The sequence below is a fragment of the Pseudomonas sp. TE36184 genome (assembly GCF_054060055.1).
Window position 1 is genome coordinate 368649 of sequence record NZ_JBSSCU010000001.1, and the last position, 23880, is coordinate 392528.

Below are 23880 nucleotides of genomic sequence, written 5' to 3' on the forward strand. Positions count from 1 at the left end.
TCGGGATGTTTCAGATTTATGGCAAGCCAGGCCCAACGCACTGCCGACATCACCTCCCGCCGCGCCGCGCTGACCTTGGCTTTATGCCTGCCCAGTGACGTGTTGCTTTATCTGCTGCTGCCCATGGAATCCCAGGCGTTCGGCATCACGCTGGCCCAGGCCGGGGTGCTGCTGGCGGCCAACCGACTGGTGCGGATTTTCGGTTACCGCCACGTGCTCAATTTCTATGCCCGCCACGGCGATCGTCTGACCTGCATGATCGCCGCCGGTGCCGCGACGCTGTGTGCCTTGGGTAACTCGATGCTGTCGGGCTTCGCTGCATTGCTGGGCTTGCGGCTGGTCTGGGGCCTGTGTTTTGCCGCGTTGAACCTGTCGACCCAAGTGCTGGCGACCGCCGAGCCGATGGGTGCCGCACGCCGGGCAGGGCGGTCGCGGGCCTTGATCGCCCTCGGGCCGATGCTCGCATTGCCGCTCGGCGGCTGGCTGACCTTATGGGCCGGACCGCGTCCGATCTTTCTGATTCTCGCCGGATGCTGCCTGCTGGGCTTGTGGATGGCGCGGGGGTTGCCTACTGTCGGCCATGATTTGCACAGCAGTCCGGGGCGCCGTTTCAAGTGGCCCGACAGCGTGGCGCTGTGGTCGTTTATCGAAGGCGTGGCGCTGGATGGGCTGTTTATCTTTGGCATGTCGATCCAGGCACAGAAGCTTCTCGGGGGCGACGCGGTGTTGATCGCCGGTGCCTTGATGGCCTTGCGTTATGTCTCGGAAATGCTCCTGAGCCCGCTGGGCGGTCGCGCCGCGCAACGCTTCGGCGCCACGTCGATGCTGTTGTTGTTTTCGTTCCTGAGCGCTTTGGCCCTGGCAGCATTCGGCAGTTATTGGGTGATCGTCGGCGCGGCGGCAGTGCTGGTGTTGCGGGCGTTGCAGTTGCCCCTGGTGACGACCTTGGTGGCCGAACGCAACCCCGGTTCGATGCGCGTGTCGGCATTGGCCTCCAACGCGGTATGGCGCGATATCGGCGCCGGCCTCGGGCCGCTGCTGGCGGGGTTGTTGCTGCCGGTCGCCGCGGCCCCTTGGGTGTTTGGCCTGGCGGGCGCCGCGATAGCCATCAGCGCCGTGTTCTGCTGGCGGGCAAAGCGTTCCAACTGACAATGTGAGGTAGTGTGTGACCCGACAAGAAGACTGTGTACGCGTGCTGGATGACGCCTATCGACACTGGACCGGCCAGGGCTTGCCGGCGCCCGAGCATCTGGACGCACAGCAACGCCTGACCTGGCTGCATGCCCATGCGCCCTACAGCCTGCTGGCCCACGATGGCGCGGCGGACCCGCGGTTTAACTACGCCAATGCGTGCGCCTTGGCGTGCTTCAAATACCCGCGCGAGACCTTCATCGGCATGCCGTCACGCTTCAGCGCCTCGGAACTCGACCGCGCCGCGCGCCAGGTGTTATTGGAGCACGTCAGCGCCAACGGCATCGCCCATGGCTACAGCGGCTGGCGGGTGGATGCACATCAGCAGCCGTTCATGATCCATGCCGGTGTGGTGTGGACGTTACTCGATGCCGCCGGCCTGCCGTGTGGGCAGGCGGCGCTGTTCTGGCCGGATGCGCAGCGTATCGGGGTGTTGGCTTAAGCGCCTTTGAAACTGTCCAGCCAGGACGGGTCGAAACGGGTTTGCTCGGTATCGAGCCCCAACGCTTGCATCTTCGCCCTATGTGCCTCGATCTCGCCGACCAACTGCACCTGGGCGCTGGAGTTGGCATCCAGCTCATGCATCTGCGTCAGCCCCAGGTGATAGAACCGCAGCACCTTGAGCGCCGTCGGGTCATTGGCTTGCACGCGGTCGGTGACCTTGTGCATCACGTTGGTCACGCGCATCAGGTTGCGCTTGAGCTGCCAGCCATACACCGCCGGCGCCAGCCATGGCTGGGTCCAGAACGGGCCGCGCACCAGGGCGAGGGTGATCAACACTCCGGCAAACACCCCACCCACGTTGTAGCGAAAGTTGTCGCCGCCGGCTTCGCCAAACAGCATCACCGCCAGGCTCGACAACAGCATCGCCAGGGCCACGAACAACACGGCCACGATCAACGTACTGCGACGGGTCTGCTGGCGGTAGGTGATGGGGTCGCAGGGTTTGAGTTCGAACATCCGGGGAAAATCTCCTTGGCGTTTGTAGGGGATAGGGCAGGGCGGCATCTTCTCATGCTTGGCGATGGGGTGTGCGGTAAACACGTTGAACGAAGGCTTGTGGGGCGTTCTCTATGATCGATTACAAGCAGCCCCGGCCCGGATCGCACACGCAATGCCCCGAAAGAGCGTGAGCAACCAAATGCTGTCGAAAAAAAGCCCCGTCGTTGAACGGGGCGTTTGTTTATTTGGGCGGTACCCAGTTGACGTCGGTGATGCCGTACTTCTCGGCCCAGGGCCGGGTGGTTTTTTTCACCTGTTCGTGGCCGACCCGACCGATGCGGCTGACATGCGCAATATCGGCATCAACGGCCGCCCAGTGCCAGGCCTCGGCGTTATTCATCACTTCGGCACGCACCACGAAAGACTTCGGTTGACCGTGCAGTTGATAGGTAATGGTGTAGATTTTTGCGCTACTCATGTTGCCTCCCTGTCTTGTTATAGATGGATAGGAAAGCGTTTAAAAAGGTTCATTCGAAATGACAAATTGCCGGTCCGGGCGGCATAGTGGAGCCTTCGCCACGCGCCCAAGGATCGCGTCATGTCCCGCCTGACCCAAAGCCACCTGTACCTGCAACGCCTGGGCTACGCTGCGCCGCCGCCGCCGACCCTGCAAACCTTGCAGGACCTGCAATTGCGGCATGTGTGTACGTTCGCCTTTGAAAGCCTGTCGACCCTGCTGCGCTTGCCGGTGCCGATCGACCTGCCCAGCGTCGAACAAAAAGTCTTGCTCGATGGACGCGGCGGGTATTGCTATGAACTGAACCAACTGTTCCTGGAACTGTTGCAGGAGTTGGGCTTCGACGCACGCGGCATCACCGGACGGGTCGTGATGGGCGGGCCACCGGATGCACACACCGCGCGTACCCATCGCCTGAGCCTGGTGACGGTGGACGGTGTGCGCTATATCTGCGACGTCGGCTTTGGCGGCATGGTGCCGAGCAGCCCGTTGCTGCTGGACAGCGAAGCGATCCAGGCCACCGCCCACGAACCCTTTCGGCTGACCGTTAAGCACGGCAGCTACACCCTGTGGGCCGAGGTCGGCGGGGAGTGGCGTGGCTTGTATGTGTTCGACCTGCAGGTGCAGGCAGACATCGACTATGAAATCGGCAACTGGTACGTCTCCACCCACGCGGGCTCGCCGTTTCTCGGTCAGTTGAAAGTGGCACTGCTCGCGCCGGGTAAGCGTCACACCTTGAACAACGGCCACTACGCGATGCACTCCCTGGACGGTCCCAGCGAAAAACGCGCGATAGCCAGTGCCGATGAATTGCTTGATGTGCTGCGCGGCACCTTTGGCCTTCGCTTGCAGGTGCATCAGCGGCTTCGCGAAACGCTCGATGGTTTAGTGTCGGCCAATCTTTAGACGCATTGAGGCCGCATCTTCTCTGGCCCATAAACGCAAAAACGGCACCCGAAGGTGCCGTTTCTGTTTACTGCGTACCGCTAAGCGATCAAACGCCCAGTACCGCGTGCTGCACCAAAGTGAGCAACGGTTGTGGGTACACGCCGAGGAAGAAGGCGAGCACGGCGATGGCCAGCAGCATCACGCCACCGGCTTTCTGTTCCCAGTGCAGCTCGGCATCCACACGACGCAGGTTTGGCTCGATCAGGTACAGGGTGACCATCACGCGCAGGTAGTAGAACACGCCGATGGCGCTACCCAGGATGAGCGAGGCAACCAGCCACCATTGATGCGCTTCAACGCCGGTCGCGATGATGTAGAACTTGCCGATAAAGCCCGCAGTCAGCGGGATACCGGCCAGGGACAGCATCATCAGGGTCAACACGGCGGTCAGGTACGGACGGCGCCAGAACAGGCCGCGGTATTCGTACAGGGCGTCGGCGTCACGGCCTTTGTAAGGCGAGGACATCAGGGTGATGACACCGAAGGCGCCGAGGCTGGTGATCACGTAGGTGACCAGATACACGCCGATCGCTTCCAGAGCCAGGCCTTTGCTCGCCACCAGGGCGATCAGCAGGTAGCCGAAGTGGGCAATGGACGAGTAACCCAGCAGACGCTTGAGGTTGTTCTGGGTCAGCGCCAGCAGGTTACCGAACAGGATCGAGGCAACGGCGATCACGCTCAGTACGTCGCTCAACACGCCGGTGTTGGCCGCCGGGGAGATCTGGAACAGACGCACCACCACCGCAAACACCGCAACTTTCGTCGCCGTGGCCAGGAACGCGGCCACCGGCGCCGGAGCGCCTTCGTACACGTCCGGTGTCCACAGGTGGAAGGGCACCAGCGACAGTTTGAAAGCCAGGCCGATCAGCATCATCGCCAGGCCCAGTTGGGCGATCGGCGCAGGCATGCTGGTGGCCGCCAGGGCGTGGCCGATACCGGTGAAGCTCAGGCTGCCGGCTTCGGCGTAGAGCAGGGCCATACCGAACAACAGGAACGCGGAACCGGCGGCCGACAGCACCATGTACTTGATGCCGGCTTCCAGGGAACGCTTGTTGAAGAAGGCGTAGGCCACCAGGCCGTAGGTCGGGATCGACAGCAGTTCCAGGCCGATGAACAAACCGGCCAGGTGCTGCGCGCTGACCAGCACGATACCGCCGGCCGCAGCCAGCAGGATCAGCAGGTACAGCTCTTCGCGGTTGCCCGGGTAGCCGGTGCCGCCTTCGCCGAGGTAGGCGTGGGCGAGGGTGACGCAGGCCAGGGTGGCGACGAGGATCAACGCGATATACAGCAGCGCGAAGTCATCGATCATCATCAGCGGGGTCACCGCCAGGGGCGCGACCTTGAGTGCCGGGATGATCGACAGCAAGGCCAGGTTCAAACCCGCACAGGACAGCAGGAAGGTTTGCGCATGATTGCGACGCCAGGCGATCGACAGCATCACCACCACAATGGTGAGGCTGGTGATCAGCAGCGGCGCAAGCGCGATAAAGTGTTGGATCGTGAATTCCATAGCGCTCTTACCGGGCCGAAGCGAGTTGAGAGAAGGCGGTGCCGAACCACTGCTGCACGCCATGCATCGTTGCGGCAGAAGTGTCCAGGAACGGTTGTGGGTACACGCCGATGTAGATCAGCAGGACCGCCATACCGAGCACCATGATCAGTTCGCGAGCATCCATCCCGCGCAGGACGGTGTCGGACTTGGCCGGACCGAAGTATGCACGGTGGATCATGATCAGCGAGTAGACCGAACCGAATACCAGGCCGGAAGTAGCGATGGCGCTGATCCACGGTGTCTGCACGAAGGTCCCCATCAGGATCAGGAACTCGCCGATGAAGTTACCGGTGCCCGGCAAGCCCAGGGACGCGGCGGCAAAGAACAGGCTGATCGCCGGCAGGTAGGCGATGCGCGACCACACGCCACCCATCTCACGCATGTCACGGGTGTGCAGGCGCTCGTACAACTGACCACTGAGGATAAACAGTGCGGCGGCTGAAACACCGTGCGCCAACATCTGGATCACGGCGCCTTGCAACGCCACCTGGCTGCCGGAGTAGATACCGATCAGTACGAAACCCATGTGGGAAACGGACGAGAAGGCAACCAGACGCTTGATGTCGGTTTGCGCGAAGGCCAGGAACGCACCGTAGAAGATCCCGATCAGACCCAGGGTCATGGCGATCGGCGCGAACTCGGCCGAGGCATTCGGGAACAGCGGCAGGGCGAAACGCAGCAGGCCGTAGGCCGCCGTCTTCAGCAGGATACCGGCCAGGTCCACCGAACCGGCGGTCGGCGCCTGGGCGTGGGCATCCGGCAGCCAGGAGTGGAACGGCACCACCGGCAGCTTCACCGCGAAGGCGATGAAGAAGCCCAGCATCAGGATGTACTCGGTGGTCAGGGACATCTTGGTTTTCAACAGATCGGCGTAGTTGAAGGTAATCACGCCCGTGCTGTTGAAGTTGACCAAGACCAGACCCAGGATCGCCACCAACATGATCAGGCCGGAAGCCTGGGTGAAGATGAAGAACTTGGTCGCCGCGTAGATCCGGGTTTTCTTGCCGTCCGAAGAACTATGACCCCAGAGCGCGATGAGGAAGTACATCGGCACCAGCATCATTTCCCAGAAGAAGAAGAACATGAACAGGTCGAGGGCGAGGAACACGCCGACCACGCCGCCCAGGATCCACATCAGGTTCAGGTGGAAGAAGCCCACGTGACGCTGGATCTCTTTCCAGGAGCAGAGTACCGAGAGGACACCCAGCAGGCCGGTCAGCAGGATCATCAGCAACGACAGGCCGTCGAGGGCCAGGTGTACGTTGATGCCGAAGCGCTGGATCCAGACGTGCTTGAACTCAAGCGCCCAGGTCGGATCGGCGCCAGGCGCCGGAGCAAATGAATAGTCGCCATGGGCCCACAGCCAGAGGCCGAGCGCGAGTTCCAGGGACATGGTCAGCAACGCAATCCAGCGGGGGAGGGTGGCGCCGAAGCGTTCACCCATCCAGCAGAGCAGGCCGCCGATAAAGGGGATCAGGATTAGCCAGGGCAGAATCATGACGGGCTCGTTTCCTTTCGCAAGTTCGCAAAGTTCGCAATGTACTTAGACATGGTCAGACCGCTACCACAACGATGGCGCCGATCACCAGAACGGCACCGGCCGCCATGGAAGCTGCATACCAACGTAATTGGCCAGTCTCGCTGCGGCTCAGGGCGGTGTGGCTAGCCTTGGCGGCACGCGGGATCAAACCGATGGTCTGGTCGAGCGGGTCTTTGCGCAGTACGTGGCTGATCGCAAGGTAAGGCTTGACGAACAGTTTGTCGTAGATCCAGTCGAAGCCCCAGGCGGCGAACCACCAGGCCGAAAGGAAACGGCCGATGCCACTGTTGGCGACGGCAGTGACGAAGCGACGCTTGCCGAGGAACAGCAGGGCCGCCAGCAGGATACCCGCGATGGCAATGGCGCCCGAGGCGATTTCCAGGCTGTGCTGGGCTTCGCCGCCGGCATGGCCGACGCTTTCCGGCAGTACGCCGGCCAGTGGCGGGGTGATCATGGCGCCGATGAAGGTCGACAGGATGATCAGCACCGACAGTGGCAGCCAATGGGAGATGCCGTGGCCTGCGTGTGCTTCGGTCTTGGCTTCACCGTGGAAGGTGATGAAGATCAGGCGGAAGGTGTACAGCGAGGTCATGAACGCACCCACCAGGCCTGCGTAGAGCAGGTTCTGGTTGCCGCTGGCAAAGGCTTCCCAGAGGATTTCGTCTTTCGAGTAGAAACCGGCGGTCACCAATGGCAGGGCTGCGAGTGCGGCACCGCCGACGATGAAGCTGGCGTAGGCCAGTGGCAGTTTCTTCCACAGGCCGCCCATCTTGAAGATGTTCTGCTCGTGGTGGCAGGCGACGATCACCGCACCGGAGGCGAGGAACAGCAGGGCCTTGAAGAACGCGTGGGTCATCAGGTGGAAGATCGCCGCGTCCCAGGCGCCGACGCCCAGGGCCAGGAACATGTAGCCGATCTGGCTCATGGTCGAGTAGGCGAGGATACGCTTGATGTCGGTCTGCACCAGCGCGGCGAAGCCGGCCAGTACCAGGGTCACGCCGCCGACCACGCCCACCAGGTGCAGGACGTCCGGCGCCAGGGTGAACAGGCCGTGGGTACGGGCGATCAGGTAGACACCCGCAGTCACCATCGTTGCGGCGTGGATCAGTGCCGAAACAGGTGTCGGGCCGGCCATCGCATCCGCGAGCCAGGTTTGCAGCGGCAGTTGCGCGGATTTACCGACAGCGCCGCCCAGCAGCATCAGGGTCGCCAGGGTGATCCAGAAGTCGCCGACCTGGAATTTCTGCGGTGCCAGCACCAGCAGTTCCTGGATGTTCAGCGTGCCCACCTGTTGGAACAGGATGAACAGGCCGATGGCCATGAACACGTCGCCGATCCGGGTCACGATAAAGGCTTTGAGTGCCGCGTTACCGTTGTTGCGGTTGCTGTAGTAGAAACCGATCAACAGGTACGAGCACAGGCCCACGCCTTCCCAGCCGAAGTACAGGAACAACAGGTTATCGCCCAGCACCAGGAACAGCATGCTGGCGATAAACAGGTTGGTGTACGCGAAGAAGCGCGAGTAACCGGCTTCACCGCGCATGTACCAGGACGCGAACAGGTGGATCAGGAAACCTACACCCACCACCACGCCGAGCATGGTGATCGACAGGCCGTCGACGTAGAGGGCGAAGTTGGGCTTGAAGCCCTCCACCGACATCCACTGCCACAACACCAGGGTGTAGTGGCCGCCTTCCGGCGGCGCGACGTTGAATTGCCAGATGACGTAGGCGGCGACAATCGCCGACAGGCCGATGGAGCCCACGCCGACCAGGGCCGAGAGGTTTTCCGACCAGCGTCCGCGAGAGAACGACAGCAGCAGGAAACCGATCAGGGGAAATACGAAAGTCAGAAAGATCATGTTCATCCGCGCATCTCACTGGCAGCGTCGATATCAAGCGTGTGGAAGCGACGATACAGTTGCAGCAGGATCGCCAGGCCAATACTGGCCTCGGCGGCTGCCAGGCTGATCACCAGGATGAACATGACTTGTCCATCCGGCTGGCCCCAACGGCTACCTGCCACGATGAACGCCAGTGCCGCAGCGTTCATCATGACTTCCAGGCTCATCAACACGAACAAAATGTTACGGCGAACCATCAGGCCGACCAGGCCAAGGCAGAACAGGATGCCGGCGACCGCCAGACCATGCTCCAAAGGGATAGCAGGCATCATCATTGCTCCTTGGCTTCGTTACGGCCCAAGTGGAAGGCGGTGATGACTGCGGCGAGCAGCAGCATCGAAGCCAGTTCGACCACCAGCAGATACGGGCCGAACAGGCTGACGCCCACGGCCTTCGCGTCAACGGTGGTGTGGCCGATGGCCTGGCCGCTCTGGTGAGCGAACAGGACATACAGCAGTTCAGCCAGCAGCAGCGCGGCGAGGACCACCGGGCCGAGCCAGATGCCCGGCTTGAGCCAGACGCGTTCCTGGGCGACCGAGGCCGGCCCGAGGTTGAGCATCATCACCACAAACACGAACAGCACCATGATGGCGCCAGCGTAGGCGATCACTTCCAGTACACCGGCGAACGGTGCGCCGAGGCTGAAAAAGGTCATGGCCACGGCGATCAGCGAAATGATCAGGTAGAGCAGGGCGTGCACGGGGTTGGTGTTGGTGACCACGCGAAGCGTGGACACCACTGCAATACCCGATGCGAAATAGAAAGCGAATTCCATCTTTCTTCCTTAAGGCAGCAAGCTCTTCACGTTGATCGGCTCGGCTTCGTTTTGTGCGGCGCCTTTCGGCTTACCGGCAACGGCCATACCTGCAACACGATAGAAGTTGTAATCAGGGTTTTTACCGGGACCAGAGATCAGCAGATCTTCTTTCTCGTACACCAGGTCCTGACGTTTGAACTCGGCCATCTCGAAATCCGGTGTGAGCTGGATCGCGGTGGTCGGGCAAGCTTCCTCGCAGAGGCCGCAAAAAATGCAGCGCGAGAAGTTGATGCGGAAGAAGTCCGGGTACCAGCGACCGTCTTCGGTTTCAGCTTTCTGCAGGGAGATGCAACCCACCGGGCACGCCACGGCGCACAGGTTGCAGGCTACGCAACGCTCTTCGCCATCGGGGTCGCGGGTCAGTACGATGCGGCCGCGATAGCGCGGCGGCAGGTACACCGCTTCTTCCGGGTATTGCAGGGTGTCGCGTTTGCGAAAGCCGTGACCGAACACCATCACCAGGCTTCGCAACTGGGTACCGGTACCCTTAACGATGTCGCCAATATATTTGAACATGGGTCAAATCCTCACTGAACCGCGCCCGCGGGCGTGTTCAACAACACAACGGCAGCCGTCACCAGCAAATTGATCAGGGTCAGCGGCAGGCAGAAGCGCCAGCTGAAATCCATCACCTGGTCATACCGTGGACGCGGAATGGAAGCGCGCAGCAGGATAAACAGCATGATGAAGAACGCGGTCTTCAGTAAGAACCAGAAGATCGCCAGCTGCGGCAGGATGCCGAACGGACCGTGCCAGCCGCCGAAGAACAGCGTGACCAGCAGGGCCGAGATCAAGATGATGCCGATGTACTCACCGACGAAGAACATGCCCCATTTCATGCCGGCATATTCAATGTGGTAACCGTCGGCCAGTTCCTGTTCCGCTTCCGGTTGGTCGAACGGGTGACGGTGAGTCACGGCGACGCCAGCGATGAAGAACGTACAGAAGCCAAAGAACTGCGGAATGATGAACCACAGGTTCTGCGCCTGGTACTCGACGATGTCGCGCATGTTGAACGAGCCGACCTGCACCACGATGCCCATCAGCGCGAGGCCCATGAACACTTCGTAGGACACGGTCTGGGCCGAGGCCCGCAAGCTGCCCAGCAGGGCGAACTTGTTGTTACTGGCCCAGCCGGCGAACAGCACCGCGTAGACCGACAAACCGGCCATGGCGAAGAAGAACAGCAAGCCGATGTTCAGGTCCGCCACGCCCCAGGTCGGGGTGATCGGGATGATCGAGAAGGCGATCAGCAAGGCGCTCATGGCCACGACCGGTGCCAGGGTGAAGATCACCTTGTCGGCAAACGGCGGGGTCCAGTCTTCCTTGAAGAACATTTTCAGCATGTCGGCAGCGATCTGGAACATGCCGAACGGGCCAACGCGGTTCGGACCGTAACGGTCCTGCCACCAGCCCAGCAGGCGACGTTCGACGAAGCTGAGCAGGGCGCCCGCCACGACCACGGCCAACAGGATCACGATGGCCTTGACGACCGCAATGATCACATCGATGACTTCAGGGGTGAACCAGGTCATTGCGCTGCCTCCTGCAGACCGTCAACGGTTTGGCCAAAGATCGACGGTGGAATACCGGCGATGCCTTTTGGCAGTGCAACCAGGCCGGCACTCAACTCGTCGTTGATGCGCAGCGGCAGACGCAGGGTCTTGCCCGCGACGTTCAGACTGAGCAGGGCACCATCGTTGACGCCGAGACGGTCGGCTTCGGACTTGGCCAGGGACACGTAGGCAGCCGGGATGCGTTCTTGAACCGGTGCGGCTTTGGACGAGGTCTCGTCGCTGCCGAACAGGTGGAAGAACGGCACAACCTGCCAGGTGCCCTGGGCCGGGTTGAACGGACGCGGTACGGCGGCGAACCAGTTCAACGCATCGCCCTGGGGTTCGATCAGGCGGGTGCCCGGGTCGCCAGCGCGGATGTGACCACCGACTTCGTCCTGGAACTTGTTCCAGGCCTGCGGCGAGTTCCAGCCCGGCGACCAGGCAAATGGCACCTGCTGACGCGGCTCGACCGAACCCGAGTAACCTTCCATGGAGAAGGCGAACGCGGTGTCGTTGTCTTGCGGAGTACGCGGTTCATGCACGCTGATGTCGGCCCGCATGGCGGTACGACCGGAGTAGCGCAGCGGCTCACGGGCGAGTTTCATGCCCTTGATGCGGAACGCGGCGGACGGTGCAGCGTCGACGATGCGCGCCAGTTGCGGGGCGCTCGCCGCGACGGCTGCGGTGACGTGGTCGAGCTGGGTCCAGTCGATCGGCTGATTGAGCAGGGTCGAACGCAGGGCATGCAGCCAGCGCCAGCCTTCGTGAACCAGGATGCTGGCATCCATGTACTTCGGATCGAACACCTGGAAGAAGCGCTGGGCGCGGCCTTCCTGGCTGACCAGGGTGCCATCGCCTTCGGCGAAGGTCGCGGCCGGCAATACCAGGTCGGCACGCTCGCTGGTAGCGGTCTTCTGGTGATCGGCAACGATCAGTACTTTGGCGGCGTTCAGCGCGGCGTCGACCTTGGCCGAATCCGTGCGGGTGTACAGGTCGTTTTCCAGCACTACCAGGGCGTCGGCTTTGCCGTCGATCACGGCTTGCAGGGCGCTGTCGACGGACTCGCCACCGAGCATGGCCAGGCCGAGGCTGTTGGCTTCCGGCACGATCAGGCTGATGGAACCGTTCTTCTCGCGCAGCTTCAAGGCCTTGGCGATGTTGGCTGCCGCTTCGATCAACGCTTTGGAACCCAGCGAGGTGCCGGCGATGATCAGTGGGCGATTGGCCGCCAGCAGGGCGTCGGCGATGCGTTGGGCAAGTGCCACGGCTTCAGCGTCCAGACCTTCGACGGCCGGCGCGCTGGCGTCAAGGGCGTGGGCCACGGCGAAACCGAGGCGGGCCAGGTCATCTGGCGCTGCGTGTACGCATTCTTCGGCGATGTCGTCGAGCTTGGTTTCGGCCAGGCTGGCGATAAACAGCGGGTTCAGCGCGTGCTGGCCGATGTTTTTCACCGCGGCGTCGAGCCAAGGCTGTACGCGCATGGCGTCGGCCATGGCTTCGGCCTTGCCTTTGACCGACTGGCGCAGCGACAGGGCCATACGTGCGGCGGTCTGGGTGAGGTCTTCACCGAGCACGAAGATCGCATCGTGGTCTTCGATGTCGCGCATGTTCGGCACTGGCAGCGGGCTGTCGTTCAGCACTTGCAGGACCAGGCGGATGCGCTCCAGTTCAGCGGCTTCGATACCGCAGTAGAAGTGCTCGGCGCCGACCAGTTCGCGCAACGCGTAGTTGCTTTCGAGGCTGGCACGCGGCGAACCGATGCCGACGATGTTGCGACCGCGCAGCAGGTCGGCGGCTTTATCCAGGGCTTCGTCGGTGTTCAGCTTCGCGCCGCCGGCCAGCAGTGGCTGGCGTGGGCGGTCTTCGCGGTTGACGTAGCCATAGCCGAAACGGCCACGGTCGCACAGGAAGTACTGGTTGACCGAACCGTTGAAGCGGTTTTCGATGCGACGCAGTTCGCCGTAGCGCTCGCCCGGGGAGATGTTGCAACCGCTGGAGCAGCCATGGCAGATGCTCGGGGCGAACTGCATGTCCCACTTGCGGTTGTAGCGCTCGGAGTGCGTCTTGTCGGTGAACACACCGGTCGGGCAGACTTCGGTGAGGTTGCCGGAGAATTCGCTTTCCAGTACGCCGTCTTCAACGCGACCGAAGTATACGTTGTCGTGGGCGCCGAAGACGCCGAGGTCGGTGCCGCCCGCGTAGTCTTTATAGAAACGCACGCAGCGGTAGCAGGCGATGCAGCGGTTCATTTCGTGGGAAATGAACGGGCCCAGTTCCTGGTTCTGGTGGGTGCGCTTGGTGAAGCGATAGCGGCGCTCGTTGTGGCCGGTCATCACCGTCATGTCTTGCAGGTGGCAGTGGCCGCCTTCCTCACAGACCGGGCAGTCGTGAGGGTGATTGGTCATCAGCCATTCGACGACACTGGCGCGGAACGCCTTGGATTCTTCATCGTCGATGGAGATCCAGGTGTTGTCGGTGGCTGGGGTCATGCAGGACATGACGATGCGACCACGGGTGTCGTTCTCGTCGGTGTACTGCTTGACCGCACACTGGCGACAGGCACCGACGCTACCAAGAGCGGGGTGCCAGCAGAAATAAGGGATGTCGAGGCCTAGTGACAGACACGCCTGTAACAGGTTGTCTGCCCCATCGACTTCGAGCGCTTTGCCGTCTACGTGGATAGTGGCCATGGTTCAAAGATCTTCGTTGGCCCGTTGTCAGCGGGCGTGGCTAATGGAATCTTGTTATTCATGTGCATCAACACAGCCTTGACGGCGTCAGCACATGACGAGGCGAAGGGCACGGACCCTTCGCCTGTTTAAGCGTTACGCGCCGACTACGATCGGCCTCGCCAGAGGCGGGACGGCGGCGCTGGTAGGCGCGATGCCGGCTTCGAACTCCGAGCGGAAATATTTGATTGCGCTGCCCAATGGCTCCACGGCGCCCGGTGCGTGAGCACAGAAGGTCTTGCCTGGGCCGAGGAAACCGACCAGCCCCAGCAGGGTTTCGATGTCACCCTCGCGGCCTTCGCCTTTTTCCAGGGCCATCAGCAGCTTGACGCTCCACGGCAGACCGTCGCGGCACGGGGTGCAGAAACCGCAGGATTCACGGGCGAAGAACTGCTCCATGTTGCGCAGCAGCGAGACCATGTTCACGGTGTTGTCCACCGCCATCGCCAGGCCAGTACCCATCCGGGTGCCCACCTTGCCGATGCCGCCGGCATACATCTGTGCGTCGAGGTGCTCGGGGAGCAGGAAGCCGGTACCGGCGCCGCCTGGCTGCCAGGCCTTGAGGGTGTAGCCGTCGCGCATGCCGCCGGCGTAGTCCTCGAACAGCTCGCGCGCGGTCACGCCGAATGGCAGTTCCCACAGGCCAGGGTTCTTGACCTTGCCGGAGAAGCCCATGAGCTTGGTGCCCATGTCTTCACTGCCTTCGCGGGCCAACGATTTGTACCAGTCCACGCCGTCGGCAATGATCGCCGGCACGTTGCACAGGGTTTCGACGTTGTTCACGCAAGTCGGCTTGCCCCACACGCCGACGGCGGCAGGGAAGGGCGGCTTGGAGCGCGGGTTGGCGCGGCGGCCTTCGAGGGAGTTGATCAGTGCGGTTTCTTCACCGCAGATATAACGCCCGGCGCCGGTGTGTACGAACAGTTCGAAGTCGAAACCCGAACCGAGGATGTTCTTGCCCAGCAGGCCCGCAGCCTTGGCTTCTTGCACGGCACGGTTGAGGTGCTTGGCGGCGGTGGTGTATTCGCCACGCAGGAAGATGTAGCCGCGGTAGGTTTTCAGCGCGCGGGCGCTGATCAGCATGCCTTCGATCAGCAGATGGGGCAGTTGCTCCATCAGCATGCGGTCTTTCCAGGTGTTTGGCTCCATTTCATCCGCGTTGCACAGCAGGTAGCGGATGTTGATGGATTCGTCTTTGGGCATCAGGCCCCACTTCACGCCAGTGGGGAAGCCTGCGCCGCCGCGGCCCTTGAGGCCAGCGTCCTTCACGGTCTGGACGATATCGTCCTGGGCCATGTCGGCGAAGGCTTTGCGCGCAGCGGCGTAACCGTTCTTGGCCTGGTACTCCTCGAGCCATACCGGCTCGGCATCGTCACGCAGGCGCCAGGTCAGCGGGTGAGTCTCGGGCGACCGCTTGATGCGGTTGGCCGGGCCGAAGGAAGTCAGGGTCATGGGTAGCCCTCGAGCAATTGGGTCACGCCAGCAGGCTGCACGTCACCGAATGTGTCGTCGTCGATCATCAACGCCGGCGCCTTGTCGCAGTTGCCCAGGCAGCACACCGGCAGCAGCGTGAAGCGGCCGTCCGGGGTGGTCTGGCCGAGGCCGATGCCAAGCTTGTTCTGGATCTCGCTGACCACCGACTCGTGACCACCGATGTAGCAGACCATGCTGTCGCATACGCGAATGATATGGCGGCCCACGGGCTGGCGGAAGATCTGGCTGTAGAACGTGGCCACGCCTTCAACGTCGCTGGCGGGGATGCCGAGGATCTCGCCGATGGCGTAGAGGGCGCCGTCCGGCACCCAGCCACGTTCCTTCTGGACGATCTTCAAGGCTTCGATCGACGCCGCGCGCGGGTCTTCGTAGTGATGCAGCTCGTGCTCGATGGCCGAGCGCTCGGTTTCACTCAAGGTGAAACGGTCTGTCTGGATAAGCGTGTTATTCATGCTTAGCGGTCCACGTCGGCCATAACGAAATCGATACTACCCAGGTACGCAATCAAGTCCGCGACCATCTCGCCTTTGATCACCGAAGGGATCTGCTGCAAGTGCGGGAAGCTTGGAGTACGAATCCGGGTGCGGTAGCTCATGGTGCCGCCATCGCTCGTCAGGTAATAACTGTTGATACCCTTGGTCGCTTCGATCATCTGGAAGGATTCGTTGGCCGGCATCACCGGGCCCCACGAAACTTGCAGGAAGTGCGTGATCAGGGTTTCGATGTGCTGCAGCGTGCGCTCTTTCGGCGGCGGCGTGGTCAGCGGGTGATCCGCCTTGTACGGGCCGGCCGGCATGTTGCGCAGGCACTGGTCGATGATCTTGATGCTCTGGCGCATCTCTTCGACGCGGACCATGCAGCGGTCATAGGCATCGCCGTTCGCGGCCAGCGGTACTTCGAATTCGAAGTTCTCGTAGCCGGAGTACGGACGGGCCTTGCGCAGGTCGAAATCGCAACCGGTGGAACGCAGGCCGGCACCGGTGACGCCCCATTCCAGGGCCTCTTTGGTGTTGTAGGCGGCGACGCCGATGGTCCGACCCTTGAGGATGCTGTTGTCCAGGGCGGCCTTGGTGTATTCGTCGAGACGCTTGGGCAGCCAGTCGACGAATTCCTTGACCAGTTTTTCCCAGCCGCGCGGCAGGTCGTGGGCCACACCGCCGATGCGGTACCAGGCCGGGTGCAGGCGGAAACCGGTGATGGCTTCGATGACTTTGTAGGCGCGCTGACGGTCGGTGAAGGTGAAGAACACCGGAGTCATGGCGCCGACGTCCTGGATGTAGGTCCCCAGGAACAGCAGGTGGCTGGTGATCCGGAAGAACTCGGCCATCATGACGCGGATGGTGTCGACGCGGTCGGGCACCTTGATGCCGGCCAGCTTCTCGACCGAGAGCACGTAAGGCAGGTTGTTCATCACGCCGCCGAGGTAGTCGATACGGTCGGTGTACGGGATGAAGCTGTGCCAGGACTGGCGTTCGGCCATCTTCTCGGCACCACGGTGGTGGTAGCCGATGTCCGGCACGCAGTCGACGATTTCTTCGCCGTCCAACTGCAGGATGATACGGAAGGCACCGTGCGCCGAAGGGTGGTTCGGGCCCAGGTTGAGGAACATGTAGTCCTCGTTGGTGCCGGAACGCTTCATGCCCCAGTCTTCCGGACGGAAGCGTGCGGCTTCTTCTTCCAGTTGCTGTTTGGCCAGGGTCAGGCTGAACGGGTCGAATTCGGTGGCGCGGGCAGGGTAGTCCTTGCGCAGCGGGTGACCTTCCCAGGTCGGCGGCATCATGATGCGCGACAGGTGCGGGTGGCCCGGGAAGTCGATACCGAACATGTCCCAGACTTCACGCTCGTACCAGCTGGCGTTGGGCCAGATGCCGGTGACGGTCGGCACGCTCAAGTCGCTTTCGGAGAGGGCGACCTTGATCATCACGTCGCTGTTACGTTCGATCGACAGCAGGTGATAGAACACGGTGAAGTCGACGCCGCTCGGCAGCCCCTGGCGCTTGGTGCGCAGACGCTCGTCCACGCCATGCAGGTCATAGAGCATGACGTACGGCTTGGGCAGGTTGCGCAGGAAGGTCAGGACTTCGACGAGCTTGGCGCGCGCCACCCACAGCACCGGCATGCCGGTACGTGTGGCCTGGGCGGTGAAGGCGTCAGGGCCAAAACGGTTATTGAGTTCGACGACCACATCCTGGTCGTCTGCCTTATAAGGCGGGATGTACAGAGCACTGCCTGTAGTCATGGTTTTTTATCGCTTTCGGTCAACGTAAAGAATGAAGCCAGGTTTTCGTTCTATAAAAGAAGCGGCTCTGGATCAGACTTCGTCGGGGCTGCGCAGGTTGGTGACCTGAATACGCTGTTCGCGGCGCTGTTCCTTTTGTGACGGCATCTCGGCGCGGTAAACGCCTTGATCTCCGACAACCCAGGAAAGTGGGCGACGCTCCTTGCCAATCGATTCCTGCAACAGCATCAAGCCTTGCAGAAATGCTTCGGGGCGGGGCGGGCAGCCAGGCACGTAGACGTCCACGGGCAGGAACTTGTCCACCCCCTGAACAACGGAGTAGATGTCGTACATGCCACCGGAGTTGGCGCACGAACCCATGGAGATAACCCACTTCGGCTCGAGCATTTGCTCGTAGAGACGCTGAATGATCGGCGCCATCTTGATAAAGCAGGTACCGGCGATAACCATGAAATCCGCCTGACGCGGCGAGGCCCGGATCACTTCGGCGCCGAAGCGCGCGATGTCGTGGGGCGCCGTGAAGGCGGTGGTCATTTCCACGTAGCAGCAGGACAGACCGAAGTTGTACGGCCACAGGGAGTTTTTACGTCCCCAGTTGACCGCGCCGCTCAGCACGTCTTCCAGCTTGCCCATGTAGATGTTTTTGTGGACTTGGTCTTCTAACGGATCGGAAACGGTTTCCCGTTCGCCGATGGGGTACTGCTCGTTAGGAGCATCCGGGTCGATCCTGGTGAGATTGTATTGCATCGCCAAAGCCTCATTGTTTCAGCTTCGCTTGCCGCTTGCGACGAGCTTCCGGAGCCCAATCAAGGGCGCCCACTCGAAATAGGTAGACAAGGCCTGCCAACAGAATTGCTATGAAAACGAGGGCTTCGACGAATCCGGTCCAGCCGCTTTCGCGGACGGACACAGACCAGGCAAAGAGAAAGAGGGCTTCGATATCGAAGATCACGAAGAGCATCGCGACCAGATAGAATTTGGCTGAGAGCCGCAAGCGGGCGCCACCTGTGGGCAGCATGCCGGACTCGAACGGTTCGTTTTTGCTGCGGCCCCAGGCTTTTGACCCGAGTAGGCTGGAGACGCCGAGCATGAAGGCACAGAGGCCGACAACACCGAGGAGGAAAATGGCAAAGCCCCAGTTGTGGGCCATGAGTCCTGTCGCTTCGGTCATGCTGGTAATCCTTAGCAGAGAGCAAAGGTCTCTGAGCTCGAAAAAGTAACAATGCAGTGACGATATGTCGCAGCGCAATCAATCGCGGTGATTTTATGGCTAAACACCGGGCAAGTAAAATTCATATAGCGAAATTATTCGGTGGAATAAGCACATAGTACGCCTCCGTAGGGCTGCAGCCCTTGAGTTACGGGCATTAGCGGGCTTTTTATCAAATATGTTTTGTTTAACCTGTAACGACGCTTTCATGGTCCAAATGATAATGAATGTTATTTGGGTGGGCGTTAAGCGGGTGGTTGCGGTGTGGTGCAGGAAGTTGTCGTTACTTGCTTGATTACCGCTAGTTGCCGGAGCGCATCTTTTAACTGATTTATCTGAACCAAATACCGCTTTGGATCAATGTTTCACACAAATTCTTCTGGTTGGCCCATTCCTCGATGTGGGAGGGGGCTTGCCCCCGATGGCGGTGGATCAGCAACATACGTATTGACTGGCACACCGTAATCGGGGGCAAGCCCCCTCCCACATTTTTGATCTTTGTGGTGTCAGGGGGATTTTCTTCGGGCAAAAAAACGCCCCGAACCAGTCGGGGCGTCAGGTCGTGCGGCATTGCGGTTAGCTGTTTACCGGGGTCGCAATGGCCGTTTGCTCAGTCACTCAGTGGAACTGTTCTTCTTCGGTCGAACCGGTCAGCGCGGTCACGGACGAGGTGCCGCCCTGGATCACGGTGGTCATGTCGTCGAAGTAGCCGGTACCCACTTCCTGCTGGTGAGCCACGAAGGTGTAACCCTTGGCGGCGTCAGCGAATTCCTGCTCCTGCAGTTTCACGTAGGCGGTCATGTCGTTGCGGGCGTAGTCGTGCGCCAGGTTGAACATGCTGTGCCACATGTTGTGAATGCCGGCCAGGGTGATGAACTGGTGCTTGTAGCCCATGGCGGACAGTTCGCGCTGGAACTTGGCGATGGTCGCGTCGTCCAGGTTTTTCTTCCAGTTGAAGGAAGGCGAGCAGTTGTAGGACAGCAGTTGGTCCGGGTATTCCTTTTTGATCGCTTCGGCGAAGCGACGGGCTTCTGCCAGGTCCGGCTTGGCGGTTTCGCACCAGATCAGGTCGGCGTAAGGCGCATAGGCCAGGCCGCGAGCGATGGCCTGGTCGAGACCGGCGCGCACTTTGTAGAAGCCTTCCTGGGTACGTTCGCCAGTGACGAACGGTTGGTCATACGGGTCGCAGTCCGAAGTCAGCAAATCGGCAGCGTTGGCGTCGGTACGGGCCAGGATGATGGTCGGTGTGCCGGCAACGTCAGCCGCCAGACGGGCAGCGGTCAGCTTCTGTACAGCTTCCTGGGTCGGTACCAGTACCTTGCCGCCCATGTGGCCGCATTTCTTCACCGAGGCCAGTTGGTCTTCGAAGTGAACGCCGGCGGCGCCTGCTTCGATCATGCTCTTCATCAGCTCGTAGGCGTTCAGCACGCCGCCGAAACCGGCTTCGGCGTCAGCCACGATCGGCGCGAAGTAGTCGATGTAGCCTTCGTCGCCTGGGCCTTTACCGGCTTTCCACTGGATCTGGTCGGCGCGACGGAACGAGTTGTTGATGCGCTTGACCACGGTCGGTACGGAGTCCACCGGGTACAGCGATTGGTCGGGGTACATGGATTCAGCGGAGTTGTTGTCCGCTGCCACTTGCCAGCCGGACAGGTAGATCGCCTGGATACCGGCTTTTACCTGTTGGACTGCCTGGCCACCGGTCAGGGCGCCCATGCAGTTGACGAAATCTTTGTCGGGACGGAAGGATGGCTTGGCGCCCTGGGTGACCAGGTTCCACAGCTTCTCGGCGCCGAGTTTTGCAAAAGTGTGCTCAGGTTGAACCGAGCCACGCAGGCGGACGACGTCAGCAGCGGAATAAGCGCGGGTCACGCCTTTCCAGCGTGGGTTTTCAGCCCAGTCTTTTTCAAGGGCTGCAATTTGCTGTTCGCGTGTCAGTGCCATGGAGATAAACCTCGTCGCATAGGTCTGGGTGGAAAATTCCGTTTGCCAGCCACGTATACAGTGCGTGGGCTTGGCTGCTCGCTGACCAGAAGCACAGGTGTTCAAGTCAAGTCTGGCGGGGAAGCGACGGGATGAACGAATGACGAGGGGGGAGTGGGGCAGGTAGGGGCAAACTGCGAACGGTCTTCGGGCGTCGTGGGCCTTGGGGCGATTCGTCAGTGTGTAGCCGGGTTACCTGGTTAGCTTCCGTCCCTCGGGACAACTTCGTTCCAGTCGCAACCTCGTCAAACACACCTTGTGGGCGGTACAGACACGAATCGGCTCAGTTGGGTAGCTTAGAGCGACGATCCGAAGGCCCTTGCCAGGGCCTCTGATTAGCGGGAGCGAGGCCATCATGCCCATGCTTTTTTGGATCGTCAAATGTTTTGTAGTGCTTTTTTTCAGGCACTACATCTTTAGTCTTATACGACTCATCAGTCAGTTATCGGTGCTTCAGTTCAAGGTGTCGACTTTAACCCGTAAAGTCAGGTCGTCGCGGCCCTGGGTAGCGTAAGTGCGGGTCGTAGAGGATTTGTCGGCCTGGGTTTCGCGATTGATGCCGGCCAGCGGAATCCACTCGCCCAGGCGGCCGCTGACGGTTGTGTCGGTGCTTTGCACGTTCACTACATCGGGACGCTCCTGGCTCATGCGGTCACGGTTGGTGCTGATCGCCAGGTGTACGGTGTCGCCGGTCACGCTGGCGGTCACGTAGAAACCCTGGGTGACGTTGCGGTATTGGGTCTGGTTCTGCGGGCGGCCGTAGGCATCGGGCTGGGTGGTGGTCAGTGGCACGCTCTGGCCTACCTGGATCAGTGCGGGCACGCCTTCACTGGCCTGGATCTGCTGGATGCCGCCGTCGCGGCTGGCGGTGCCGTAGCTGATGATGCGGGTCTGGCTGTCGCCGCTGCTTTGCTGGTTGTTTTCGTTGGTGTCGACGGTGATCAGCAGGCGCTTGGCCGGTATGTCCAGTTGCGAGAGCAGGGTGCGCAGGTCCTGGATCCTGACGGGGTCGGCATTGACGATCAGTTGATTGCCGTAGGCGCTGACGGTGCCGTCCTTACCGAGGAAGTTCTGCGCCACGGGCAGCAGGTCGGCGCTGGTACGGTGGCTCAAATTGACGACTTCGGTGTCGGCCGCCGCTGTGAAGCTGGCGGTCAGGAGGAGGGCGGTGAGCAGGGTGCGTAGGGACATGTCCGTTATCTCTGCGAGTCATAAGGCTTGATAGTGCCAGTTTGTCGGCCTGGCGGGTCGCAAGTTGAATCGTAGACGGCAAAACACCCTGGCATCGGTGGATGGCAGGGTGTTTTGGGGTGCTGCTGGTAATGCTATCGGGGGCAAGCCCCCTCCCACACTTGACGGCATTCCAAGGGACGCTCTCGGTCAAAATGTGGGAGGGGCAAGCCCCCTCCCACACTTGACGGCATTCCAAGGGATGCTCTCGGTCAAAATGTGGGAGGGGAAAGCCTCCTCCCACACTTGACGGCATTCCAAGGGGCGCTCTCGGTCAAAATGTGGGAGGGGCAAGCGCCCTCCCACACTTGACGGCATTCCAAGGGATGCTCTCGGTCAAAATGTGGGAGGGGGCTTGCCCCCGATAGCAGCGACGCGGTCCCGGATCAGCCCTCGCGCACCATATCGACGTGCGGAATCCCGACTTCAAGGAATTCCTCGCTGACGATCTTGAAGCCCAGTCGCTCATAGAACGGCGCGGCATAAACCTGCGCACTGAGGAACTGTTTATTCTGGCCGCGCTTCTCGGCTTCGCCAATCACGGCTTCCATCAGCTTGTCGCCGACTTTAAGCCCGCGCCAGTCCTTGAGGACCGACACGCGGCCGATCTCGCCGCTGGGCAGCAGGCGCGCGGTACCAATCGGAAAGTCGCCCTCGAACGCGAGGAAATGCACGGCGTCCGCGTCGTCTGCGTCCCATTCCAGTTCGGGTGGGACCGATTGTTCGGCGATAAATACCGCTTCACGAATGCGCCGAATCTCGGCGATATCCTTATGCCAGTTCGCGACATTGACGTGAATCTTATTCATCGGCAAACCCCAGGCTTCCCTGCTTGACCAGCTCGCACAGCAGGTCGCGGGCATCGTCGTCCGCCAGCCATTCGCTCAGGTTGTCGATGTGCAGGGCGTCGGCTGCGCAGATCATTTTCAGCAGTTCGCGCAGCTTGCCCGGCAGGTAACGGCTCTGGCCGCTGGCGAACAGCAGCAGGTCGTCGTCGACTTCGGACCAGGCCATGCGCGCGCTTGGGTTGCGGATCAATACGCCGCCATCTTCCAGGCTGCCGACCACGTCTTCTTCCAGCAGCTCTTCCGGGCCGGCGACCAGTTCCGGGTAGCGCGGCTCGGTCATGAACTGGCCGAACCAGGTCAGCAGCATGCGCTCGTCGCTCATGTGCTCGGCCAGCAGGCTCTTGAGGCGGTCGAGGGCATCGCTCTGGATCTGGTGCGGGTCGCTGGCCGGCTGGATGTCGGCGTCGGTGTAACGCTCTTCGTCGGTCAGGTACTGGCTGAGGAAGTCGGTGAAGTGGGTCAGCACTTCGGCGGCGCTTGGCGCGCGGAAGCCGACCGAGTAGGTCATGCAGTCATCTTCGGCAATGCCATAGTGGGCCAGGCGTGGCGGCAGGTAGAGCATGTCGCCCGGTTCCAGCACCCATTCGGCGATCTCTTCGAATTCGGCGAGGATGCGCAGGTCGGCGTGTTGCAGCATCGGGCTGTCAGAGCTGCACATCTGGCCGATCTTCCAGTTGCGCTTGCCATGGGCTTGCAGCAGGAACACGTCGTAGTTATCGAAGTGCGGACCCACGCTGCCACCGGGCGCGGCGAAGCTGATCATCACGTCGTCGATGCGCCAGCTGGGCAGGAAGCGGAACTGTTCGAGCAGTTCGGCGACTTCCGGCACGAACTGGTCGACCGCCTGCACCAGCAGGGTCCACTCGCGCTCGGGCAGGGTGCTGAAGGTGTCTTCGGCGAACGGGCCGCGGCGCAGTTCCCACGGACGCTCGCCGTGTTCGATCACCAGGCGCGACTCGACTTCTTCTTCCAGGGCCAGGCCGGCCAGTTCATCGGCGTCGATCGGGCTTTCGAAATCAGGAATGGCCTGACGGATCAGCAGCGGTTTTTTCTGCCAGTAGTCGCGCAGGAATTCCCGTGCCGTGATGCCGCCCAGAAGTTGAAGAGGGATATCAGGATTCATGTGTAACCTATTGAAAAAAAGCACTTTTCAGACTGGAATAAAAACGCCCGGCGCGGCC

The 23880-nt window shown here is 61.3% G+C and carries 22 protein-coding genes; 3 read left to right on the top strand and 19 right to left on the bottom strand.

All coding sequences use genetic code 11. The features are described from left to right. The first annotated feature begins 18 nt into the window (after nt 1-18). Both ACVWZP_RS01725 and ACVWZP_RS01730 read left to right on the top strand, forming a co-directional pair. Nucleotides 19-1149, top strand: coding sequence for an MFS transporter (locus ACVWZP_RS01725; RefSeq protein WP_457369320.1), 1131 nt, complete (start codon nt 19-21; stop codon nt 1147-1149). 43 nt (nt 1150-1192) lie between these two features. After that, entirely contained in the window at nt 1193-1633 is a 441-nt protein-coding gene (locus ACVWZP_RS01730; protein ID WP_046382903.1) for an MEKHLA domain-containing protein, read from the top strand. On the opposite strand, the gene ACVWZP_RS01735 is transcribed toward ACVWZP_RS01730, so the two are convergent. Both ACVWZP_RS01735 and ACVWZP_RS01740 read right to left on the bottom strand, forming a co-directional pair. Beyond that, nucleotides 1630-2151 (bottom strand): DUF3087 domain-containing protein, encoded by a 522-nt coding sequence (locus tag ACVWZP_RS01735; RefSeq protein ID WP_046382904.1) that lies wholly within the window; start codon nt 2149-2151, stop codon nt 1630-1632. The two genes, ACVWZP_RS01730 and ACVWZP_RS01735, sit on opposite strands and share 4 nt — an antisense overlap. A 223-nt stretch (nt 2152-2374) precedes the next feature. Next, nucleotides 2375-2611 (bottom strand): DUF6555 family protein, encoded by a 237-nt coding sequence (locus ACVWZP_RS01740; RefSeq protein ID WP_046382905.1) that lies wholly within the window; start codon nt 2609-2611, stop codon nt 2375-2377. 120 nt (nt 2612-2731) lie between these two features. Between ACVWZP_RS01740 and ACVWZP_RS01745 the strand changes: the two genes are divergently transcribed. Beyond that, nucleotides 2732-3556: an arylamine N-acetyltransferase family protein gene (locus ACVWZP_RS01745; RefSeq protein ID WP_457369321.1), complete on the top strand. Its 825-nt coding sequence runs from the start codon at nt 2732-2734 to the stop codon at nt 3554-3556. An 88-nt stretch (nt 3557-3644) separates the two neighbouring features. On the opposite strand, the gene nuoN is transcribed toward ACVWZP_RS01745, so the two are convergent. The 17 genes from nuoN to ACVWZP_RS01830 all read right to left on the bottom strand — a co-directional run bounded on the left by nuoN (nt 3645) and on the right by ACVWZP_RS01830 (nt 23822). Beyond that, nucleotides 3645-5108, bottom strand: a complete 1464-nt coding sequence (gene nuoN, locus ACVWZP_RS01750; protein WP_017848066.1) for an NADH-quinone oxidoreductase subunit NuoN — start codon at nt 5106-5108, stop codon at nt 3645-3647. 7 nt (nt 5109-5115) lie between these two features. Further along, entirely contained in the window at nt 5116-6648 is a 1533-nt protein-coding gene (gene nuoM / locus ACVWZP_RS01755; protein WP_010566880.1) for an NADH-quinone oxidoreductase subunit M, read from the bottom strand. 55 nt (nt 6649-6703) lie between these two features. Beyond that, a complete protein-coding gene (gene nuoL, locus ACVWZP_RS01760; protein ID WP_017848065.1) occupies nt 6704-8557 on the bottom strand; it encodes an NADH-quinone oxidoreductase subunit L in 1854 nt (617 codons plus the stop codon). Then, the gene (gene nuoK, locus ACVWZP_RS01765) at nt 8554-8862 is read right to left on the bottom strand and encodes an NADH-quinone oxidoreductase subunit NuoK (RefSeq protein WP_026140165.1); all 309 of its coding nucleotides are present in this window, start codon (nt 8860-8862) and stop codon (nt 8554-8556) included. Before nuoK ends, nuoL begins: the two co-directional genes overlap by 4 nt. 2 nt (nt 8863-8864) lie before the next feature. Further along, nucleotides 8865-9368, bottom strand: coding sequence for an NADH-quinone oxidoreductase subunit J (gene nuoJ, locus ACVWZP_RS01770; RefSeq protein ID WP_046382908.1), 504 nt, complete (start codon nt 9366-9368; stop codon nt 8865-8867). A 9-nt stretch (nt 9369-9377) separates the two neighbouring features. Then, entirely contained in the window at nt 9378-9926 is a 549-nt protein-coding gene (nuoI, locus tag ACVWZP_RS01775; protein WP_003174725.1) for an NADH-quinone oxidoreductase subunit NuoI, read from the bottom strand. A gap of 11 nt (nt 9927-9937) precedes the next feature. After that, a complete protein-coding gene (gene nuoH, locus ACVWZP_RS01780) occupies nt 9938-10945 on the bottom strand; it encodes an NADH-quinone oxidoreductase subunit NuoH (RefSeq protein ID WP_017848062.1) in 1008 nt (335 codons plus the stop codon). Beyond that, nucleotides 10942-13656, bottom strand: coding sequence for an NADH-quinone oxidoreductase subunit NuoG (nuoG, locus tag ACVWZP_RS01785; protein WP_457369322.1), 2715 nt, complete (start codon nt 13654-13656; stop codon nt 10942-10944). Before nuoG ends, nuoH begins: the two co-directional genes overlap by 4 nt. Before the next feature lie 135 nt (nt 13657-13791). Next, nucleotides 13792-15147 carry an NADH-quinone oxidoreductase subunit NuoF gene (gene nuoF, locus ACVWZP_RS01790; RefSeq protein ID WP_017848060.1) on the bottom strand — a complete coding sequence of 452 codons (1356 nt, stop codon included), beginning with the start codon at nt 15145-15147 and terminating at the stop codon, nt 13792-13794. Continuing rightward, complete coding sequence (gene nuoE, locus ACVWZP_RS01795) at nt 15144-15641, bottom strand: NADH-quinone oxidoreductase subunit NuoE (protein ID WP_017848059.1); 498 nt, start codon at nt 15639-15641, stop codon at nt 15144-15146. The genes nuoF and nuoE overlap by 4 nt, the downstream gene beginning before the upstream one ends. Nucleotides 15642-15643: 2 nt before the next feature. Next, nucleotides 15644-17428 (bottom strand): NADH-quinone oxidoreductase subunit C/D, encoded by a 1785-nt coding sequence (nuoC, locus tag ACVWZP_RS01800; protein WP_017848058.1) that lies wholly within the window; start codon nt 17426-17428, stop codon nt 15644-15646. A gap of 72 nt (nt 17429-17500) precedes the next feature. After that, complete coding sequence (locus ACVWZP_RS01805; RefSeq protein ID WP_003219572.1) at nt 17501-18175, bottom strand: NuoB/complex I 20 kDa subunit family protein; 675 nt, start codon at nt 18173-18175, stop codon at nt 17501-17503. 10 nt (nt 18176-18185) lie between these two features. Then, a complete protein-coding gene (locus ACVWZP_RS01810; RefSeq protein ID WP_003219575.1) occupies nt 18186-18599 on the bottom strand; it encodes an NADH-quinone oxidoreductase subunit A in 414 nt (137 codons plus the stop codon). Nucleotides 18600-19256: 657 nt separating this feature from the next. After that, a complete protein-coding gene (aceA, locus tag ACVWZP_RS01815) occupies nt 19257-20582 on the bottom strand; it encodes an isocitrate lyase (RefSeq protein ID WP_024076175.1) in 1326 nt (441 codons plus the stop codon). 492 nt (nt 20583-21074) lie between these two features. Beyond that, nucleotides 21075-21812: a secretin N-terminal domain-containing protein gene (locus tag ACVWZP_RS01820; protein ID WP_017848056.1), complete on the bottom strand. Its 738-nt coding sequence runs from the start codon at nt 21810-21812 to the stop codon at nt 21075-21077. Nucleotides 21813-22237: 425 nt separating this feature from the next. Next, the gene (locus ACVWZP_RS01825) at nt 22238-22660 is read right to left on the bottom strand and encodes a GNAT family N-acetyltransferase (RefSeq protein ID WP_017848055.1); all 423 of its coding nucleotides are present in this window, start codon (nt 22658-22660) and stop codon (nt 22238-22240) included. After that, nucleotides 22653-23822 (bottom strand): ribosomal protein uL16 3-hydroxylase, encoded by a 1170-nt coding sequence (locus ACVWZP_RS01830; protein WP_017848054.1) that lies wholly within the window; start codon nt 23820-23822, stop codon nt 22653-22655. The genes ACVWZP_RS01825 and ACVWZP_RS01830 overlap by 8 nt, the downstream gene beginning before the upstream one ends. Nucleotides 23823-23880 lie beyond the last annotated feature (58 nt).

Bases quoted from the DNA above. Each gene is read 5' to 3' on its own strand.
- ACVWZP_RS01725 (WP_457369320.1), top strand. From the start codon at position 19: ATGGCAAGCCAGGCCCAACGCACTGCCGACATCACCTCCCGCCGCGCC.
- ACVWZP_RS01735 (WP_046382904.1), bottom strand. From the start codon at position 2,151: ATGTTCGAACTCAAACCCTGCGACCCCATCACCTACCGCCAGCAGACC.
- ACVWZP_RS01740 (WP_046382905.1), bottom strand. From the start codon at position 2,611: ATGAGTAGCGCAAAAATCTACACCATTACCTATCAACTGCACGGTCAA.
- ACVWZP_RS01745 (WP_457369321.1), top strand. From the start codon at position 2,732: ATGTCCCGCCTGACCCAAAGCCACCTGTACCTGCAACGCCTGGGCTAC.
- nuoN (WP_017848066.1), bottom strand. From the start codon at position 5,108: ATGGAATTCACGATCCAACACTTTATCGCGCTTGCGCCGCTGCTGATC.
- nuoM (WP_010566880.1), bottom strand. From the start codon at position 6,648: ATGATTCTGCCCTGGCTAATCCTGATCCCCTTTATCGGCGGCCTGCTC.
- nuoL (WP_017848065.1), bottom strand. From the start codon at position 8,557: ATGAACATGATCTTTCTGACTTTCGTATTTCCCCTGATCGGTTTCCTG.
- nuoK (WP_026140165.1), bottom strand. From the start codon at position 8,862: ATGCCTGCTATCCCTTTGGAGCATGGTCTGGCGGTCGCCGGCATCCTG.
- nuoJ (WP_046382908.1), bottom strand. From the start codon at position 9,368: ATGGAATTCGCTTTCTATTTCGCATCGGGTATTGCAGTGGTGTCCACG.
- nuoI (WP_003174725.1), bottom strand. From the start codon at position 9,926: ATGTTCAAATATATTGGCGACATCGTTAAGGGTACCGGTACCCAGTTG.
- nuoH (WP_017848062.1), bottom strand. From the start codon at position 10,945: ATGACCTGGTTCACCCCTGAAGTCATCGATGTGATCATTGCGGTCGTC.
- nuoG (WP_457369322.1), bottom strand. From the start codon at position 13,656: ATGGCCACTATCCACGTAGACGGCAAAGCGCTCGAAGTCGATGGGGCA.
- nuoF (WP_017848060.1), bottom strand. From the start codon at position 15,147: ATGACCCTGACTTCCTTCGGCCCGGCCAACCGCATCAAGCGGTCGCCC.
- nuoE (WP_017848059.1), bottom strand. From the start codon at position 15,641: ATGAATAACACGCTTATCCAGACAGACCGTTTCACCTTGAGTGAAACC.
- nuoC (WP_017848058.1), bottom strand. From the start codon at position 17,428: ATGACTACAGGCAGTGCTCTGTACATCCCGCCTTATAAGGCAGACGAC.
- ACVWZP_RS01805 (WP_003219572.1), bottom strand. From the start codon at position 18,175: ATGCAATACAATCTCACCAGGATCGACCCGGATGCTCCTAACGAGCAG.
- ACVWZP_RS01810 (WP_003219575.1), bottom strand. From the start codon at position 18,599: ATGACCGAAGCGACAGGACTCATGGCCCACAACTGGGGCTTTGCCATT.
- aceA (WP_024076175.1), bottom strand. From the start codon at position 20,582: ATGGCACTGACACGCGAACAGCAAATTGCAGCCCTTGAAAAAGACTGG.
- ACVWZP_RS01820 (WP_017848056.1), bottom strand. From the start codon at position 21,812: ATGTCCCTACGCACCCTGCTCACCGCCCTCCTCCTGACCGCCAGCTTC.
- ACVWZP_RS01825 (WP_017848055.1), bottom strand. From the start codon at position 22,660: ATGAATAAGATTCACGTCAATGTCGCGAACTGGCATAAGGATATCGCC.
- ACVWZP_RS01830 (WP_017848054.1), bottom strand. From the start codon at position 23,822: ATGAATCCTGATATCCCTCTTCAACTTCTGGGCGGCATCACGGCACGG.